At 48.2% G+C, this 17,866-nt stretch carries 13 protein-coding genes and 2 pseudogenes; 11 read left to right on the top strand and 4 right to left on the bottom strand.

The features are described from left to right. Positions 1-14 precede the first annotated feature (14 nt). Entirely contained in the window at positions 15-908 is an 894-nt protein-coding gene (gene nadC / locus PT300_14410; GenBank protein MDF7681708.1) for a carboxylating nicotinate-nucleotide diphosphorylase, read from the bottom strand. A gap of 394 nt (positions 909-1,302) precedes the next feature. On the opposite strand from nadC, the gene PT300_14405 reads away from it, so the two are divergent. The 6 genes and pseudogenes from PT300_14405 (at position 1,303) to ampD (ending at position 6,951) form a co-directional block, all read left to right on the top strand. Next, complete coding sequence (locus PT300_14405; GenBank protein MDF7681707.1) at positions 1,303-1,824, top strand: hypothetical protein; 522 nt, start codon at positions 1,303-1,305, stop codon at positions 1,822-1,824. A gap of 1,141 nt (positions 1,825-2,965) precedes the next feature. Next, positions 2,966-3,133, top strand: a pseudogene (locus PT300_14400) (IS630 family transposase). 443 nt (positions 3,134-3,576) lie between these two features. Then, positions 3,577-4,203 carry a hypothetical protein gene (locus PT300_14395; protein ID MDF7681706.1) on the top strand — a complete coding sequence of 209 codons (627 nt, stop codon included), beginning with the start codon at positions 3,577-3,579 and terminating at the stop codon, positions 4,201-4,203. A 14-nt stretch (positions 4,204-4,217) separates the two neighbouring features. Further along, positions 4,218-5,489: a hypothetical protein gene (locus PT300_14390; GenBank protein MDF7681705.1), complete on the top strand. Its 1,272-nt coding sequence runs from the start codon at positions 4,218-4,220 to the stop codon at positions 5,487-5,489. Between the two features lie 144 nt (positions 5,490-5,633). Next, a pseudogene (locus tag PT300_14385) lies at positions 5,634-6,328 on the top strand (IS1 family transposase). A gap of 59 nt (positions 6,329-6,387) precedes the next feature. Continuing rightward, a complete protein-coding gene (ampD, locus tag PT300_14380; GenBank protein ID MDF7681704.1) occupies positions 6,388-6,951 on the top strand; it encodes a 1,6-anhydro-N-acetylmuramyl-L-alanine amidase AmpD in 564 nt (187 codons plus the stop codon). An 87-nt stretch (positions 6,952-7,038) separates the two neighbouring features. Here the strand turns inward: ampD and aroP are convergent, their stop codons facing one another. Continuing rightward, positions 7,039-8,409 (bottom strand): aromatic amino acid transporter AroP, encoded by a 1,371-nt coding sequence (aroP, locus tag PT300_14375; GenBank protein MDF7681703.1) that lies wholly within the window; start codon positions 8,407-8,409, stop codon positions 7,039-7,041. Between the two features lie 526 nt (positions 8,410-8,935). Here aroP and pdhR point away from each other — a divergent pair. The 5 genes from pdhR to yacL all read left to right on the top strand — a co-directional run bounded on the left by pdhR (position 8,936) and on the right by yacL (position 16,040). Continuing rightward, positions 8,936-9,715 carry a pyruvate dehydrogenase complex transcriptional repressor PdhR gene (pdhR, locus tag PT300_14370; GenBank protein ID MDF7681702.1) on the top strand — a complete coding sequence of 260 codons (780 nt, stop codon included), beginning with the start codon at positions 8,936-8,938 and terminating at the stop codon, positions 9,713-9,715. Between the two features lie 116 nt (positions 9,716-9,831). After that, positions 9,832-12,495 carry a pyruvate dehydrogenase (acetyl-transferring), homodimeric type gene (aceE, locus tag PT300_14365; protein ID MDF7681701.1) on the top strand — a complete coding sequence of 888 codons (2,664 nt, stop codon included), beginning with the start codon at positions 9,832-9,834 and terminating at the stop codon, positions 12,493-12,495. A gap of 13 nt (positions 12,496-12,508) precedes the next feature. After that, on the top strand, positions 12,509-14,095 hold the full coding sequence (gene aceF, locus PT300_14360) for a pyruvate dehydrogenase complex dihydrolipoyllysine-residue acetyltransferase (GenBank protein MDF7681700.1): 1,587 nt from the start codon (positions 12,509-12,511) through the stop codon (positions 14,093-14,095). A 57-nt stretch (positions 14,096-14,152) separates the two neighbouring features. Further along, positions 14,153-15,577 carry a dihydrolipoyl dehydrogenase gene (gene lpdA, locus PT300_14355; protein ID MDF7681699.1) on the top strand — a complete coding sequence of 475 codons (1,425 nt, stop codon included), beginning with the start codon at positions 14,153-14,155 and terminating at the stop codon, positions 15,575-15,577. 100 nt (positions 15,578-15,677) lie between these two features. Beyond that, positions 15,678-16,040 carry a protein YacL gene (gene yacL, locus PT300_14350; protein MDF7681698.1) on the top strand — a complete coding sequence of 121 codons (363 nt, stop codon included), beginning with the start codon at positions 15,678-15,680 and terminating at the stop codon, positions 16,038-16,040. A gap of 93 nt (positions 16,041-16,133) precedes the next feature. Here yacL and speD read toward each other — a convergent pair whose 3' ends face one another. Then, positions 16,134-16,928: an adenosylmethionine decarboxylase gene (speD, locus tag PT300_14345; protein ID MDF7681697.1), complete on the bottom strand. Its 795-nt coding sequence runs from the start codon at positions 16,926-16,928 to the stop codon at positions 16,134-16,136. A gap of 1 nt (position 16,929) precedes the next feature. Further along, positions 16,930-17,811 carry a polyamine aminopropyltransferase gene (speE, locus tag PT300_14340; protein ID MDF7681696.1) on the bottom strand — a complete coding sequence of 294 codons (882 nt, stop codon included), beginning with the start codon at positions 17,809-17,811 and terminating at the stop codon, positions 16,930-16,932. Between the last annotated feature and the right edge of the window lie 55 nt (positions 17,812-17,866).

Genomic DNA, 17,866 nt, shown 5'->3' with positions numbered 1-17,866 from the left:
CCGGGGCGATTTTTTCAGTGAAAAGAGAGGGTGATATCGAGCGCGTGGATATGTTTGGTGAGCGCACTGACAGAGATATAATCGACTCCGGTTTCGGCAAATTCGCGTATCGTCTTCGCGGTGATATTGCCGGAAACTTCCAGTGCCGCCTGACCATGCGTTATTTTGACCGCCTCCCGTACCCGATCAAGCGTGAAATTGTCGAGTATGATGATATCGGCGCCAGCATCCAGCGCTTCCTTCAGGCCATCCAGCGATTCCACTTCGACTTCTATCGGGACATCAGGATGCAGCCAGAAAGCCTTTTCAATCGCCTGACGGAGTGAACCTGAAGCCAGAATGTGGCTCTCTTTGAGGAAAAAGGCATCGAACAACCCTAAGCGATGATTAGCGCCACCACCGCACAACACCGCATATTTCAGCGCGGTTCCCAAACCAGGCAGCGTTTTACGGGTATCAAGAAGCTGGGTTTTGGTTCCTGCCAGTAGATCCACATAACGGCGAACTTCACTGGAAACACCAGACAATATCTGCACGAAATTCAGTACGGTACGCTCACTGGTCAACAACAGGCGGGAAGGGCCGTTCAGTTCGAAGAGCCGCTGATTGGCCTGAATGAGATCACCATCTTCTACATACCAGACAATATTGACACTATCTCCGGCCAGTTGAATAAATATCTCCTCTACCCAGCGCTGGCCACAAAATACCCCCGTTTCGTGGCTGATAGCCACGGCATGAGAATGCGCCTCTTTCGGGAACAGTTGTGCACTAATATCGTTACTGGCATTGATCTCGCCACCTAAATCTTCCCGTAATGATTGAGTGACAGCAGCGGTGATATCCTGGTTAATTCGATCCAGTAGCATGTCACGATGACGATCAGGATTATAGCGGCGAGATGACATGATAAGGCTCCGGATTGATAAGATTGAGCGGTAGAAACAGCATGCTAACCTGAACTGAGTTTCTACACCACATACACGACCATTTTTTAGTGTGTTTCTATTGTAGGGCTCCATTCAGGAAACGGAAAATATTGTGTGGCGGAGGATGAGTATGGCTGAGCTTTTGATGTTAATGGTACATGAGGTATTATCGGCAGAGACGGGTTTGAAGCGTTTCAGGGATCATTTTCCGATAATCTGGTGATTGACAGCTGAAGATTTCGCTTCAGCCCTGCCGGGCTGCTGGCGCGTCGTATCAAGGCCATAAGCCGCTTTTATGTGAATAGTTATCCCTTATAATGATTTTCTGTCTATTAAGGTGATCCTGCTATAGCAGGATGAAACATTTATCATATTGCCAGTAACGGCAGGGCTGGATTATGAAAAAAAACATCATTGCCTTAATGGGGATGGGGATCACTGGCATACGGGTATTGCCCTGATTTTGGCCTGGCCATATGTAAAGATGGCGTTTGCCAGTAGCGCTTATTATAGCGAGCAAGACAGACGAGCGTATGAATATTACACACCGCAGTTATTAAAAGATATGCCAAGAATATCAAATAATTATAAATTTGAATTTGGCAGAATTACCGGTACGGAAGCGTACGTTTTTACGGTGAAATTTTATGACGTTGTTGAAGCGCAGCCTATTCGTCACTACCTGCAAGCAGAGGGCTATCAACTTCAGGCAACGTGTGATGTCGCCGCTGAGTGCTGGAAAAGTCGTGTAACCGATGATGAAATTACGGTCGGCAATATTCACTCTCAAAAAGGGGTGTTTGTGCAGATATATCGGCGTTTGTATTTGAACTCTTTGTATGATGGCGCTATGGTCAATCACAGCGATGATCCGGTACAAAAAATCCCCCGATAGCTTCTGATCCGGGGGCCGGGGATTGTCAGGCATTCAAACCAATATAGCAGGTAGCGATTACTTTTTGTTATTGCGAACGATATAGTATATTTTCATGATGATATATGACAGTATTAATGAAACCAAAAGGGCTTCATAAAGAGGGGCTAATAATAATGGAGCGGATAAAAAATTTAACGATTCAATAACAATGATAAAATTTTCAATTGATAGTACCCTGAAGAGAATTTCCGGGATTACGATTGTAAGTGTTAAAGATAACGCAATGAAAATAAATGGTTTTTTTACTCTCATATAATCTCGCTATTTAAATAGAGTGTTAAATATAGCTCATCAGAATACTGAGTGCAGCGTTCAAAAGCAAATGAACAGTTTTGTGTTTTGCCTGGATATCAATATGTCTGTCATGAATTAATACACGAAGATAAGAGAATGGTATTGGCATTAAACGAATTATACAGAAGGTAAAATGTCATTTTTGATATGATTAAACTATATATTAATTATGTACTGGATGATAAATATAAAGATAACCCTAATGGCGCTGTTCGTAAAACTATTTCTAAAACACCGGACGTTCTGGTTAACTATACTTCTACGCAGGCAGCAAGATACGGCATTGCATATACGGTAGAAACCGCACTGGTATCATTGCTGCTCTTGCAGCAAGGTATTTGGAATCATTGGTTCCGACATTCTATTGGATATTATATGCAAATAAAATCGAAATGCTTTATTTTGTTATTGAGTCGGTTTTTGCTAAAATAATAATTGAAACTAAAGCTTACCCTAATCTTAAAGAGGAAGATTTAAGCAAGATTATGGGGAGTGTTATTAATGTTTAAATCTCTAATTTCGTTATTTCTTCTGGATATAGCTCTTCCATTGGTTATCATCATTTTAGCCGTACTATGCGTTAATCTTTTTCCGGACGATTATTATTTCGTGTTTTTATTATCTTTGTATGTTATTTATCGAATATTTTCTTATTTATTATCTAAAACAAACATGTGAGAAAGGTTCTCACATGTTTACCTGTTAAATAACTTCGTAAAATAATAGATCCTTTTGAGGGAACTCAGCCCGGATTGTGCGATCTGATCAATCGCCAGACATCACAAATCACCAACCGGACTGAGCGATGCCGATCATAGCAGCTATTTTTCCTGAAGAACGACGTTTTATGCGTAAAGAAGCACAGCAGACTCGCGATAAAAACGATGCACGGCAGCTAATCGCTATGCTTATGTTGCATCAGGGAATGACTGTTACCGATGTCGCCCGGCTGCTCTGTGCCGCCCGTTTATCCGCCCTCAGTATCAGGATAGTTTCCACCGTTGCACAAATGAAAGGAATATCCGAAGCTACCCTTTATAACTGGTGTAATCAGGCCAAATCAGAGGGGAAACCCGTGTCTGGAGCAGATTATTCAGTGGAAACAGGCCTTTTTACAGACTTCCGCACCGGAAGATAAAGCAGCTCTGAAACAGAGCCAGAAAGAGAATAAACAACTGAAGAGAGAGCAGGTCAGGAAGAACACGAAACTGACAGCCGGAAGGCGCGGTGACATTAAATCCGGAACGGGAAAAACAGGTCGCTTAAATTAACCACGGGTGATGTCTTGACACTTACCGTGCCGGTAATACGATGGTCAAAATTAAACACGATTCCGCCGGTAATTTCATCATAAAGACATCAGGCTATCTGGTGCCAGCCAGCGGATGGAACAGTGAATAAAAGGGAGGGTCCATTATGACTGCCAGGATGCCCGGAATCAGCTTTCCCGTCCCCGCGAATAAAAACGGTCATCCCTTTTCCTCAGCGGAAGAGCTGCTGGCGGTACTCGCCGGGGAAAGCTCAGGCCTGTATCTGGTGGGCTGTCAGGGGATGTGGCACGGGGGTATTCACATCACTGATGCGGCGGTGCCCTGGTGTGCCCTGAGCACGGACAGCGAAGAGGAGCGTAAATACTGCCGTGAGCTTTATAAGGGCGAGCAGTTTATTCGCTGTATGGCGGATGGTGAGATTGTTGCCTGGCGGATATGTGAGAGCTATGAACGTGCCGGGATTGACTGGCGTAATGAAAAACTGCTGCTTTCAGACTCCTTTGTGCTGATAAAACACTATCTCCAGCCGGGAGAGAGTACAGCAAGCGGGCTGACGTTTTACACACTGTATATGCACCTGGCACCGTACAGTGCTTATAAACAGCCGGGCGGCAGTTCAGACAGAAAAGTGGCGGGAGTCCAGCGTTATTACCTCAGTGCGGATGATGTGCAGGCAAAGCGGGTGGCGGGAAAACTGGAACAGGATACCCCTGTCACGCTGAGTGACAATACAGTGAGCCGCAGCAGGATCAGCGCCAGTTTAGCGAAGTGACGCTGAAAGCCGCGGTGAGAAATGCAGAAGGAGAGGAACTCCCGGCGGGAACCAGAGTCTGGACGGTGTCAGACCGGGGAAGTCTGAAAGCAATGGATTCTGTTCCTGTTCCGTCATGGTGGGCAAAATGCGCACCTGCCTGTACCGCTCAGCCGGAAGGTGTGGTGAACTGTACCTCACGGACGGACTGGGCATACTATCTGAGCCGTGATGATGTACTGCAGAATAACAAAGCGGGCAAACTGGCGGCAGGTTTTCCGCTCTCTTACGAACCTGGCAATACTGCACAGCAGGTTACCCGTCCGGGAAAAACAGCGAATGAAATGGCGCGGACATTCAGTCTGGTGACTCTCGGTCGCGATAAGGACAAACTGAAAAAGGGCGACCGGGTGTGGGTGGTATCAGACGGCGACAGCCTGACCCCGGTTGTGCCAGCGGCATCGGGTGGTGAACAGGGATTGAATACCGTGTGTGTACCACCGCAACCTGTCCCGGTCAGTGCCGGAGACGGTCTCGGGCATATGGGCTTTTATCAGCTTCCGGAAGAAAACGGCAAACTTTCGCGCTACCAGGTACATATCGAGTGCCTGAGCATGGATGATATGGAAAAGTTCCTCACTAACCCCGGCGGAGTGGGGGTGGATACGCCGGTGTATCTGACCTGGCAAAGAGAAGCGCCGCTGTATGAAAAGGGCGAGCAGGGAATGGCTGCGGGCAGCCGGAAAACCCGGACATCGGGCGTGGTGACCCTGACGAAAGTGCCGGGTGCCGATGCGCAGGGAAAGATACTGCCAGACAACCGGGATGCGGCTTATTTTCAGATACGTCAGGAAGGGGGCTGGCTGGCGGCGGCCAGTGTGCAGAAAGTGGCGCAGTATGCGCCGGGTGAACTGGGATTTGTGACGCTGAATCAGGCGCCGGAGAACTTTGACCTGATTGATGGCTTCAGGCGGCCGGATAATATGGTAAGGGGGATACTGGAGCATTTATATCAGGCAGCACAGGAGGAAACGCGCATCTCACACATCCTGAACAAGTACAACTACCGACGGCTGCTGGAAAGGATTGACAGTAACCGGGACGGTTATTATTCGGAGCAGGAATACCTTCAGGCGATACATAATATTTCCTACCGCGACCATCTGTACCGGATAATCGTCAGGCATGCCAGTGAATGGTATTACGACAAGGGTGACGCGCTGCGGAAAAATTATCTGGATACCTTAACCCGTGACGCCCCGTTGTGGAAAAAGTATCTGGAAACGTTTCTGGACAGGATGACGTAGATGAAGGCTTTGTCTGACAAGGGAGTGAGACTGGGGCCGGAAGTCTGGCATATGCATCCGGTGGTGTTTCTGGAGGCGCTTATGGGTCATGTATTCAACATATTGATCATGTTATATAATCGCTCTTTTTATCAGAGACACCAGATGGCTAAAATTGACGTAGCATGCCCGTTTTGTAAATAAACTGAACCCGTTAAAAAGCATGGCGTGGGTAAGTCCGGATTTCAGCGCTATCGTTGTCAGTCATGCTGTCGTACTTTCCAGACCGATTACGCTTATCGAGCCTGCCACCCCGGCATGAAAGAACAAATTGTTGACCTTGCTATGAATAATGCCGGTATCCGCGATACCGCACGGACTCTGCATATCAGCATTAATGCCGTTGTTCGCACTTTAAAAAACTCGCCCCACGATGTGTAACCACGTTTCCGCTGGATAATCAGCAAATCCAGCTTATCTGTGAAGTGGATGAGATGTGGTCTTTTGTCGGCAGTAAAAAGCAGCAACGCTGGCTGTGGTATGCGTGGGAGCCTCGTCTCAAACGTATTATTGCGCCTACTTTTGGGCGCAGGAGCAAAAAGACACTGCGCAGGTTACTGAAATTATTATCAGGTTTTCATGTTGCCTTCTGGTGTACAGATAACTTCAGCGCTTATGATCTGCTGCCGGATGAAAAACATATCAGGGGTAAGCTTTATACACAGCGGATTGAACGGGAAAACCTGAATCTGCGTAACCGCTTAAAGCGACTGAATCGTAAGACCCTGGGGTACTCAAAATCTGTTGAGATGCATGACAGGATCATCGGCACTTTTATTGAGCGCGAATATGATGTTTGAGACAATATAAACATATTGAATACATCACCGAAAATAGCAGACAGCAAAAGGAGAAAAACATGCAGTGGGATGGTGGCTGGTTGATGGGAGCACGGCGGGTGCCTTCTCCGCACTATGATTGTCGCCCGGATAATGAGATCCCCTCTTTATTAGTGGTACATAATATTAGTTTACCGCCAGGGGAGTTCGGTGGGCCGTGGATTGATGCCTTTTTTAGCGGTACACTTGATCCGCATGCCCATCCTTTTTTTGCGCAAATTGCGCAGCTGCGTGTTTCAGCGCACTGTCTGATCCGCCGTGATGGCGAAATTGTACAATATATTCCTTTTGATAAACGCGCGTGGCACGCCGGTGTTTCCTGTTATCATGGGCGCGAGCGGTGTAATGATTTTTCTATCGGTATCGAACTGGAAGGCACCGATACCTTGCCTTATACCGATAGACAATATCAACAACTGGCCGCCGTAACGCGGCAGTTGATTGCACGGTATCCCGCTATTGCCAGCAATATCACCGGCCATAGCGATATCGCGCCAGCGCGTAAAACCGATCCCGGCCCGGCGTTTGACTGGCTAAAATTTCGCAATCTGTTACTTGTGGCGCCCGATAATAAAAGCCCCTGAAATTAACCCATAGGGCTGAACCTGAGATCATCAACAACGCCAAAGGGTATGGCGTTGTTGATGTGACATACTATTTGCAGTGAGATATCACTTTATTTTTGCACGACAGATACTTTTTTGCTTGACCAGATACCCTACGCCCAGCGCAGCAAGCCATACCGGGATCAGATAGACAGAAATCGCCATGCCTGGCGTCATCAGCATAATTATCAGTATGGCACCCATCGCCAGCAGACAAATCCAGTTACTGAGCGGATAAAAAAGTGATGGGAAACGTGTGGTAATGCCTTGTTGCTGTTTAGCGCAGCGGAATTTTATATGCGCCAGGCTGATCATCGCCCAGTTGATCACCAGCGCCGAAACAACCAGTGCCATCAATAAATTAAACGCCGATTCGGGCACCAGATAGTTTATCAACACACATAATGCGGTCACGACGGCGGAGACCAGAATCGTAGTGACAGGAACACCACGCTTATCGACATTCAGCAGTATCCGGGGAGCATTACCTTGCTGTGCGAGGCCAAATAGCATACGACTATTGCAGTATACGCAACTGTTATAGACAGAGAGCGCTGCGGTTAACACCACAATATTCAGGGCATTGGCCACCAAAACATCACCCAGCTCGTGGAAAATCAGAACAAAGGGGCTGGTTTTGTCCGTAACCCGGGTCCACGGTAACAATGACAGCAGAATAGTCAGTGAGCCGATGTAGAAAATCAGCACGCGATAAATCACCTGATTAGTGGCTTTGGGAATGCTCTTTTCAGGATGACTGGCTTCCGCTGCGGTGATCCCCACCAGTTCCAGGCCGCCAAATGAGAACATAATAATCGTCATCACCATCACCAGGCCGCTGAAGCCATGTGGCAGAAATCCGCCCTGATCCCAGAGATTACGTATCGTTGCCTGTGGCCCCCCGTGACCACTGAGCAGTAGCCAGCAACCGAAAAGGATCATCGCGACCACGGCGACCACTTTTATGATGGCGAACCAGAACTCCATTTCACCGTACACTTTCACATTCGCCAGGTTAATAGCGTTGATGATGACAAAAAAGGAGGCGGCCGAAACCCACATGGGAACCTGTGGCCACCAGAAGTGGATATATTTTCCAACCACCGTCAGTTCTGTCATCCCGACCAGCACATACAGTACCCAGTAATTCCAGCCAGAAGAAAAACCGGCAAAATTCCCCCAGTATTTATAAGCAAAATAGCTGAATGAGCCTGCGACGGGCTCTTCGACAACCATCTCACCCAACTGACGCATAATCATGAAGGCGATAAAACCAGCGATGACATAACCGAGGATGATCCCGGGGCCAGCAGATTGAATCACCGACGCACTCCCCATAAATAAACCCGCTCCGATAGAGCCACCGAGTGCAATCAGCTGGATGTGGCGATTTTTTAGACTGCGTTTGAGTTTGTCGCCATGTTGTTGGCCTTCCATTATGGAACCTCATTATTAATAGACGTTGTCATTTGATATGCCTGTATTAAAAAAATGCCATCTCTGTATCGATTACTTTACGGATAACAAAAAATAAAATACTCAGAAAATCTTTCGGCTTACGCAGAATAGTGGTAAGCGCGAAAGAATGCACCTGCTTTATGCAGCGATAAAGTGGAAGCGAACAAAAAAAGACAATTGTAAATAAAATGACAAAACGACAAACTAGCATTTGAATTTTTATTTATATTAAATGAATAAAAATTGATTTTTTCAGAGTTGAATCGGTTCAGTTTGTATCTATTTTCGTATAATAAATGTTAAATTTATCTTCGGTCTCCTGCCGTTTTTATTTAAAAAATGTTATTTTTACTTGATATTATTTTTAATTTATTGTTAATTAAGACAATTTATCTGATCTCAATCAAAATCAGGATGGACATAAGGTGAATACTTTGTTATTTTAAAACGATGAATGATAAATTGGTCTTACCAATATCAGCGGATGAGTGGCAGAGGTAAGAATATGGCTTACAGCAAAATTCACCAGCCCAAATTATCTGATGTAATAGAGCAGCGACTCGAATGCTTAATCCTCGAAGGGACGCTGCGCCCAGGGGAAAAATTGCTGCCTGAACGTGAACTGGCGAAACAGTTTGACGTTTCTCGTCCCTCACTGCGTGAAGCAATTCAACGACTGGAAGTGAAAGGCCTGTTATTTCGTCGTCAGGGCGGCGGAACGTTTGTCCAGAATCATCTGTGGCAGAGCTTCAGCGATCCGCTGGTCACGCTGCTGACTGACCATCCTGAATCGCAACTTGACCTGCTGGAAACCCGTCACGCTCTGGAGGGTATCGCCGCCTATTATGCCGCCTTACGCGGTACGGATGAGGATAAAGCGCGTATTCGTGAACTTCATCATGCCATTGAGCTGGCACAACAGTCCGGCGACTCAGAAGCAGAATCTGAGGCGGTTCTCCGTTATCAAATCGCAGTGACTGAAGCTGCTCATAATGTTGTTTTGCTTCATCTTTTACATTGTATGGAACCCATGCTTGCGCAAAATATGCGCCATAATTTTGAGCTGTTGTATGCGCGCCGGGAAATGCTTTCCCTGGTCAGCGAGCATCGCCGTGATATTTTTGCGGCAATTATTGCCGGAAAGCCGGATCAGGCGCGTGAAGCGTCACATCGGCATCTGGCATTTATTGAGCAAATTTTGCTGGATCGTCACCGTGAGGAGAGTCGTCGGGAACGCTCACTGCGTCGTTTACAGCAACGAAAAGATGGGAACTTCGGTTCTTAAGCGCGGTTTTAAGTGCGCGATAAATCAACGCAGAACCTGTCTGGTTACGTTCTCTGGCAGAGCATAACAGGACTCGTTCCAGATTAACTAATGAATAGATAAAGAAGGAATCCGCCATGTCAGAACGTTTATTAAATGACGTGGATCCGATCGAAACTCGCGACTGGTTACAGGCGATCGAATCGGTTATCCGTGAAGAAGGTGTTGAGCGTGCTCAGTATCTGATTGATCAACTTCTTTCTGAAGCTCGCAAAGGCGGGGTGAAAGTCGCAGCCGGAAGCGCATCCGGCCATTACATCAATACGATTGCTGTGGAAGATGAGCCAGAATACCCAGGTAACCTGGAGCTGGAACGCCGTATTCGTGCCGCCATCCGCTGGAATGCGATAATGCTTGTACTGCGCGCCTCGAAAAAAGATCTGGAGTTAGGGGGCCATATGGCTTCTTACCAGTCTGCGGCGACCTTCTATGAAGTCTGCTTCAATCACTTCTTCCGGGCGCATACGGAGCAGGATGGCGGTGACCTGGTCTATTTCCAGGGGCATATCTCGCCGGGTATCTATTCACGTGCCTTTATCGAAGGGCGTTTAACCGAAGAGCAAATGAATAACTTCCGCCAGGAAGTGCATGGCCACGGTTTATCATCCTATCCACACCCGAAACTGATGCCGGATTTCTGGCAATTCCCGACCGTATCAATGGGGCTGGGGCCACTGGCCGCTATCTATCAGGCTAAATTCCTCAAGTACCTGCAACATCGCGGCCTGAAAAATACTTCCGCCCAGAAGGTTTACTCGTTCCTCGGCGATGGTGAAATGGATGAGCCGGAATCCAAAGGGGCTATCAACATCGCGACCCGTGAAAAGCTGGATAATCTGATCTTTGTGATTAACTGCAACTTGCAACGTCTCGATGGCCCGGTAACCGGTAATGGTAAAATCATTAACGAGCTGGAAGACATTTTTGCTGGCGCTGGCTGGGAAGTCATCAAAGTTATCTGGGGTGATCGCTGGGATGAGCTACTACGGAAAGACACCAGCGGCAAGCTGGTTCAGCTCATGAACGAAACTGTTGATGGCGACTACCAGACCTTCAAATCAAAAGATGGTGCTTATGTTCGTGAGCATTTCTTTGGTAAATATCCCGAAACTGCCGCGCTGGTTGCCGACTGGACTGATGAGCAGATCGGAGCACTGAATCGTGGTGGTCACGATCCGAAGAAAGTCTATGCCGCATTTAAAAAAGCGCAGGAAGTTCAGGGACGGCCAACGGTAATTCTGGCACATACCGTCAAAGGTTATGGTATGGGTGATGTGGCAGAAGCGAAGAATATCGCTCACCAGGTGAAGAAAATGAACATGGATGGCGTGCGTCATTTCCGTGATCGTTTCAATGTGCCGGTTGCCGATGCGGATCTCGAAAAACTGCCTTATATTACTTTCCCGCAGGGTTCTGAAGAGTACAACTACCTGCATGCTCAGCGTGAAAAGCTCAACGGTTATCTGCCTGCCCGCCGCCGTCAGTTTACTGAGAAGTTAGAACTGCCGACCCTGGCTGACTTTTCCGCCCTGCTGGAAGAGCAAAGCAAAGAGATCTCAACCACCATCGCTTTCGTGCGTGCGCTGAACGTCATGCTGAAGAACAAGTCGATCAAAGATCGTCTGGTGCCGATCATTGCTGATGAAGCGCGCACGTTCGGGATGGAAGGCTTGTTCCGCCAGATTGGTATCTACAGCCCTAACGGCCAGCAATATACCCCGCAGGATCGTGAACTGGTGGCTTACTATAAAGAAGATGAGAAAGGCCAGATATTGCAGGAAGGGATTAACGAACTGGGCGCGGGTGCCTCCTGGCTGGCAGCGGCGACTTCTTACAGCACCAACAATCTGCCGATGATCCCGTTCTATATCTACTACTCAATGTTTGGCTTCCAGCGCATTGGTGATCTGTGCTGGGCAGCGGGTGATCAGCAAGCGCGTGGCTTCCTGATCGGCGGTACCTCTGGCCGTACCACTCTGAATGGTGAAGGCCTGCAACATGAAGATGGCCATAGCCATATTCAGGCACTGACCATCCCTAACTGCGTCTCGTATGATCCTGCTTACGCTTATGAAGTGGTGGTGATCATGCATGATGGCCTCGAGCGGATGTATGGTGAGAAACAGGAAAATGTGTATTACTACATCACCACGCTGAACGAAAACTATCACATGCCAGCGATGCCGGAAGGGGCGGAAGAGGGGATCCGTAAAGGTATCTATAAACTCGAAACGCTCGCCGGTAATAAAGGTAAAGTTCAGTTACTGGGGTCAGGTTCGATGCTGCGCCATGTGCGTGAAGCCGCTCAGATTCTGGCGAAAGAGTATGGTATCGGTTCCGATGTTTACAGCGTGACCTCTTTCACTGAACTGGCCCGTGATGGTCAGGACTGCGAACGCTGGAATATGCTGCATCCTCTGGAAACACCGCGCGTTCCTTATATTGCGCAGGTGATGAACGATGCGCCAGCGGTGGCTTCAACAGACTATATGAAGCTGTTCGCTGAACAGGTACGTAATTACATTCCTGCCAGCGACTATCGTGTGCTGGGTACTGACGGATTTGGTCGCTCTGATAGCCGTGAAAATCTGCGTCATCATTTTGAAGTCGATGCGGATTATGTGGTTGTTGCAGCACTGGGTGAACTGGCTAAACGGGATGAAATCGATAAGAAAGTGGTGGCAGAAGCGATCGCCAGATTCAATATCGATGCAGATAAAGTTAACCCGCGTCTGGCGTAAGAGGTAAAAAAGAATGGCTATCGAAATAAAAGTACCAGATATCGGCACAGATGAAGTGGAAATCACCGAAATTCTGGTCAATGTCGGCGATAAAGTGGCAGCAGAACAGTCGCTGATTACCGTAGAAGGGGATAAAGCCTCTATGGAAGTCCCGTCTCCACAGGCGGGTGTGGTCAAAGAGATCAAAGTTGCGGTTGGCGATAAAACAGCGACCGGAAAGCTGATTATGCTGTTCGATTCGGCAGAGGATAGCGCAGCGGCAGCCCCGGCGACGGCAGAGAAAAAAGCGGCTGAACCGGTAGCGGCGCCTGCGGCAGCGGCAGCAAAAGATGTTCATGTCCCGGATATTGGCAATGATGAAGTTGAAGTAACGGAAATCATGGTCAATGTTGGCGACAAAATCGAAGCTGAGCAGTCACTGATTACCGTCGAAGGGGACAAAGCTTCTATGGAAGTCCCCGCACCGTTCGCGGGTACAGTGAAAGAGATCAAAGTACAGACCGGCGACAAAGTCTCGACAGGTTCGCTGATCATGGTATTTGAAGTGGCTGGTGCGGCACCGGTACAGGTATCTGCCCCCGCCGCTCCCGCACCGGCTGCGCCAGCGCCAGCCGCACCGGCAGCAAAAGCGCCCGCGCCGGTATCTGCTGTGGCTGATAAAACAGAGTTTGTCGAAAATGACGCTTATGTCCATGCTACGCCGTTGATTCGCCGTCTGGCGCGCGAGTTTGGCGTTAATCTGGCAAAAGTCAAAGGGACAGGGCGTAAAGACCGTATTCTGCGTGAAGATGTGCAGCGTTATGTGAAAGAAGCGGTCGCGCGCGCGGAAGCCGCACCTGCGGCCGGTGGTGGCCTGCCGGGGATGTTGCCGTGGCCGAAAGTAGACTTCAGCAAGTTTGGTGAAGTGGAAGAGGTAGAACTGGGACGTATCCAGAAAATCTCAGGGGCTAACTTAAGTCGTAACTGGGTTGTGATCCCGCATGTGACACACTTTGATAAAGCGGATATCACCGATCTCGAAGCTTTCCGTAAGCAGCAGAATGCGGAAGCCGAAAAGCGCAAACTGGACGTCAAATATACGCCGGTGGTCTTTATCATGAAAGCGGTCGCAACAGCGCTAAAACAGATGCCGCGCTTTAACAGCTCGCTGTCTGAAGATGCGCAGCGCCTGACGCTGAAGAAATACATCAATATCGGCGTCGCGGTAGACACCCCCAATGGTCTGGTGGTTCCGGTATTTAAGGATGTCGATAAAAAGAGCATCACCGAACTGTCGCGTGAGCTGACCACTATCTCTAAGAAAGCGCGTGACGGTAAATTGACGGCCGGTGAAATGCAGGGGGGATGCTTCACCATCTCCAGCATTGGTGGCCTGGGAACGACGCATTTTGCCCCCATTGTCAATGCGCCAGAAGTGGCGATCCTTGGGGTGTCCAAATCGGCGATGGAGCCGGTATGGAATGGTAAAGAGTTTATGCCGCGCCTGATGTTACCCATCTCTCTTTCGTTCGATCACCGGGTGATCGACGGTGCGGATGGTGCGCGCTTTATTACTATTATCAACAATATGCTAAGCGATATCCGTCGTCTGGTGATGTAAGTGAAGAACCGGCCTGGTGGTCGGTTTTTTCCTGGTAATCTCATTACAGAGGTCATGATGAGTACTGAAATGAAAACTCAGGTCGTGGTACTTGGGGCAGGCCCCGCAGGTTATTCTGCTGCTTTTCGTTGCGCAGACTTAGGTCTCGAGACGGTGATCGTAGAACGTTACAGCACCCTGGGCGGGGTGTGTCTGAATGTGGGTTGTATCCCTTCTAAAGCGTTACTGCATGTAGCGAAAGTGATTGAAGAGGCGAAAGCGCTGGCCGAGCACGGCATTGTGTTTGGTGAACCTAAAACTGACATTGACAAGATCCGTACCTGGAAAGAGAAGGTGATCACCCAGTTGACCGGTGGTCTGTCAGGGATGGCAAAAGGCCGTAAAGTGAAGGTGGTCAATGGTGTCGGTAAATTCACCGGCTCGCATACGCTTGAAGTAGAAGGCGAGAATGGCACCACCGTGATCAACTTTGACAATGTGATCATTGCGGCGGGTTCTCGTCCGATTCAGTTACCGTTTATTCCCCATGATGATCCACGTGTCTGGGACTCCACAGATGCCCTGGAACTGAAATATGTTCCTCAGCGCATGCTGATTATGGGGGGTGGGATCATTGGTCTGGAAATGGGGACGGTTTATCATGCCCTGGGGTCAGAAATCGATGTGGTTGAAATGTTCGATCAGGTGATCCCGGCCGCTGATAAAGATGTCGTGAAGGTATTCACTAAACAGATTAGCAAAAAATTCAATCTGTTACTGGAAACCAAAGTCACTGCCGTTGAAGCGAAAAAAGACGGCATCTATGTTTCGATGGAAGGCAAAAAAGCCCCGGCGGAAGCCCAGCGTTACGATGCGGTGCTGGTGGCGATTGGCCGTGTACCGAATGGCAAAAGTATCGATGCCGGTAAAGCGGGTGTGGAAGTGGACGAACGCGGGTTTATCCATGTTGATAAGCAGATGCGTACCAATGTACCTCACATCTTTGCTATCGGTGATATTGTTGGTCAGCCGATGCTGGCACATAAAGGGGTGCATGAAGGTCATGTCGCAGCAGAAGTTATCTCTGGTCTGAAACATTACTTCGATCCTAAAGTGATCCCTTCTATCGCTTATACTGAACCCGAGGTTGCCTGGGTCGGCATGACTGAAAAAGAGGCAAAAGAGAAGGGAATTAGCTATGAAACGGCTATTTTCCCGTGGGCGGCTTCCGGTCGGGCGATTGCTTCCGATTGCGCGGAAGGGATGACGAAACTGATCTTCGACAAAGAGAGCCATCGGATTATTGGTGGTGCGATTGTCGGTGTTAACGGCGGCGAGCTGTTAGGTGAAATTGGTCTGGCTATCGAAATGGGCTGTGACGCAGAAGATATTGCGCTGACGATTCATGCCCATCCGACGCTGTATGAATCCATTGGCCTGGCCGCTGAAGTTTACGAAGGCAGCATTACTGATTTACCGAATCCGAAAGCGAAGAAGAAGTAACTGTTTGCTGGCGAAGTCGCGCAAAATGCCTGACACAAGGGAGTGTGTCGGGCATTTTTGTATCCAGCACACTGTATTGGGTAAAAAGCAGGTAAGAAATATGGATTACGAATTTATGCGTGATATAACCGGTTTTGTCAGGGTTCGGATGTCGATGGGACACGAAGCGCTTGGCCACTGGTTTAATGAAGAAGTGAAAGATAACCTGGCCCTGCTGGATGAAGTCGAACAGGCGGCATGTAACCTCAAAGGCAGTGAACGCAGCTGGCAACATATCGGCCATGAATATACTTTATGGCTGGATGGTGAAGAGGTGATCGTCCGTGCCAACCAGCTGGCGTTTTCCGCTGATGAACCTGAAGAGGGCTTACATTATTACGATGAAGAGAGCCTGTCGTTATGTGGCCTGGAAGATTTTCTTCAGGTGGTGGCGGCGTACCGTGAATTTGCCCGGCAGTGTTGAATGCGCCTGACTCACCAGATGCAGCCAGACTGGCAGGTAAAATAGCCTGCCAGGACAGGCTCTAAGGATGGAGAACGGATCTCCATCATTGATTCAGATCTGGGGAATATTGCGGCCATAATAAATTTCCCGCATCTCTTTCCATAACAGGTCGGTAATGATCTGGCACGCTTCAGCGGTTAAATCTTCCGGGCGGGTATGGAACATATAGTGCTTAAGATCGAACTCTTTCAGTAACATTTTCGTATGGAAGATATTTTCCTGATAAACATTCACATCTACCATGTCATATAACGCTTTGATATCACTGGACATGAAATTCTGAATAGAGTTAATTTCATGATCGATAAACAGTTTCATACCATTAATATCACGGGTAAAACCGCGCACGCGATAATCAATGGTGACGATATCCGACTCCAGCTGGTGGATCAGATAATTTAACGCCTTAAGGGGTGAAATAACGCCACAGGTGGACACTTCGATATCCGCCCGGAAAGTACATAATCCGCCTTGCGGATGACTTTCAGGATAAGTATGGATACAGATATGGCTTTTATCGAGATGGGCGGCAACCGCTTCCGGCAAAGGTCCTGGATGCTCGGTTTTATCAATTAATCGTGGATCAACCGGTTCTTCACTGACCAGAATAGTGACGCTGGCACCTTGTGGCTCATAATCCTGGCGGGCGATATTCAGAATATTAGCGCCGATAATTGAGCAGGTTTCGGATAAAATTTCCGTCAGGCGGTTGGCGTTATACAGCTCATCAATATAAGCGATATAACCGTCACGCTCTTCGGCAGTATTGGCATAGCAAATATCGTAAATACAAAAACTCAGGCTTTTCGTCAGATTATTAAAGCCATGCAGTTTTACTTTTTTCAATTTAGCGTACCTCCTGTTGCGATTCACTGGCGAACAACGCATTTTGCAGATATTGTGGCAGAGAGAATGCCGCAGTATGAATCGCAGCATTGTAATAACGACATTGCAGTCCGGCTTTATGGAGGCGCGCCTGGATAATTTCACTGGACAGATGGCGTAACGCGATATTATCTGTCGCCCAGGCGAAGGTCATCACACCGCCATAATAAGTTGGAATAGCGGCCTGATAAAAACTGACATCGTTAAAATAGTGACTCAGTTTGCGGTAGCTATTAATCACTTCATCCTGCTGCAGAAAACAGACACCATTCTGTGCGACAAAAATACCGCCGTGATTCAGGCAGCGATGACAACCGGCATAAAACGCCGAAGTAAACAGGCTTTCACCAGGCCCAATCGGATCGGTACAATCGGAGATGATAACATCGAAGGTTTGGGTGGTCTGATTGACAAAATTAACCCCATCGTCAATCACCAGGGTAAAGCGCGGGTCATCATAGGCTCCCGCATGATGGTTAGGGAGATACTGGCGACAAAACGAAACCACCCCTGCATCGATCTCAACCATCGTGATGGTTTCAACAGTATTATGACGGCAGATTTCACGCAGTATCGCACCATCTCCGCCACCAATGATCAGTACATGTTTTGCCTGGCCGTGAGCCAGCAACGGAACATGGGTCATCATTTCATGGTAAATAAATTCATCCCGCTCGGTTGTTTGTACCACGCCATCCAGCGCCATCACACGTCCGAAAGCCGCATTCTCAAAAATAATTAAATCCTGATGGTGGGTCTTTTCATGATACAGCACATTATCTACCGTAAAATGTTGACCAAACTGATTATGCAGCGTTTCATGCCATAGGCGATTATCGGCCACGTGAAGACTCCTTTTTATTGTTCATATCAGAAAAGCGGGTATAGCCGCAAAAGTA

The organism is Enterobacteriaceae bacterium ESL0689, assembly GCA_029433525.1.
In the GTDB taxonomy this organism is placed as follows: Bacteria; Pseudomonadota; Gammaproteobacteria; order Enterobacterales; family Enterobacteriaceae; genus JAQTIF01.
Note: the sequence above shows the minus strand (reverse complement) of the source record. Positions and strands in the feature narration are given on the sequence as shown.

Excerpts from the sequence above, each read along its gene's own strand:
- aceF (MDF7681700.1), top strand. The coding sequence starts at position 12,509 with ATGGCTATCGAAATAAAAGTACCAGATATCGGCACAGATGAAGTGGAA.
- lpdA (MDF7681699.1), top strand. The coding sequence starts at position 14,153 with ATGAGTACTGAAATGAAAACTCAGGTCGTGGTACTTGGGGCAGGCCCC.
- nadC (MDF7681708.1), bottom strand. The coding sequence starts at position 908 with ATGTCATCTCGCCGCTATAATCCTGATCGTCATCGTGACATGCTACTG.
- yacL (MDF7681698.1), top strand. The coding sequence starts at position 15,678 with ATGGATTACGAATTTATGCGTGATATAACCGGTTTTGTCAGGGTTCGG.
- pdhR (MDF7681702.1), top strand. The coding sequence starts at position 8,936 with ATGGCTTACAGCAAAATTCACCAGCCCAAATTATCTGATGTAATAGAG.
- ampD (MDF7681704.1), top strand. The coding sequence starts at position 6,388 with ATGCAGTGGGATGGTGGCTGGTTGATGGGAGCACGGCGGGTGCCTTCT.
- aceE (MDF7681701.1), top strand. The coding sequence starts at position 9,832 with ATGTCAGAACGTTTATTAAATGACGTGGATCCGATCGAAACTCGCGAC.
- PT300_14395 (MDF7681706.1), top strand. The coding sequence starts at position 3,577 with ATGACTGCCAGGATGCCCGGAATCAGCTTTCCCGTCCCCGCGAATAAA.
- aroP (MDF7681703.1), bottom strand. The coding sequence starts at position 8,409 with ATGGAAGGCCAACAACATGGCGACAAACTCAAACGCAGTCTAAAAAAT.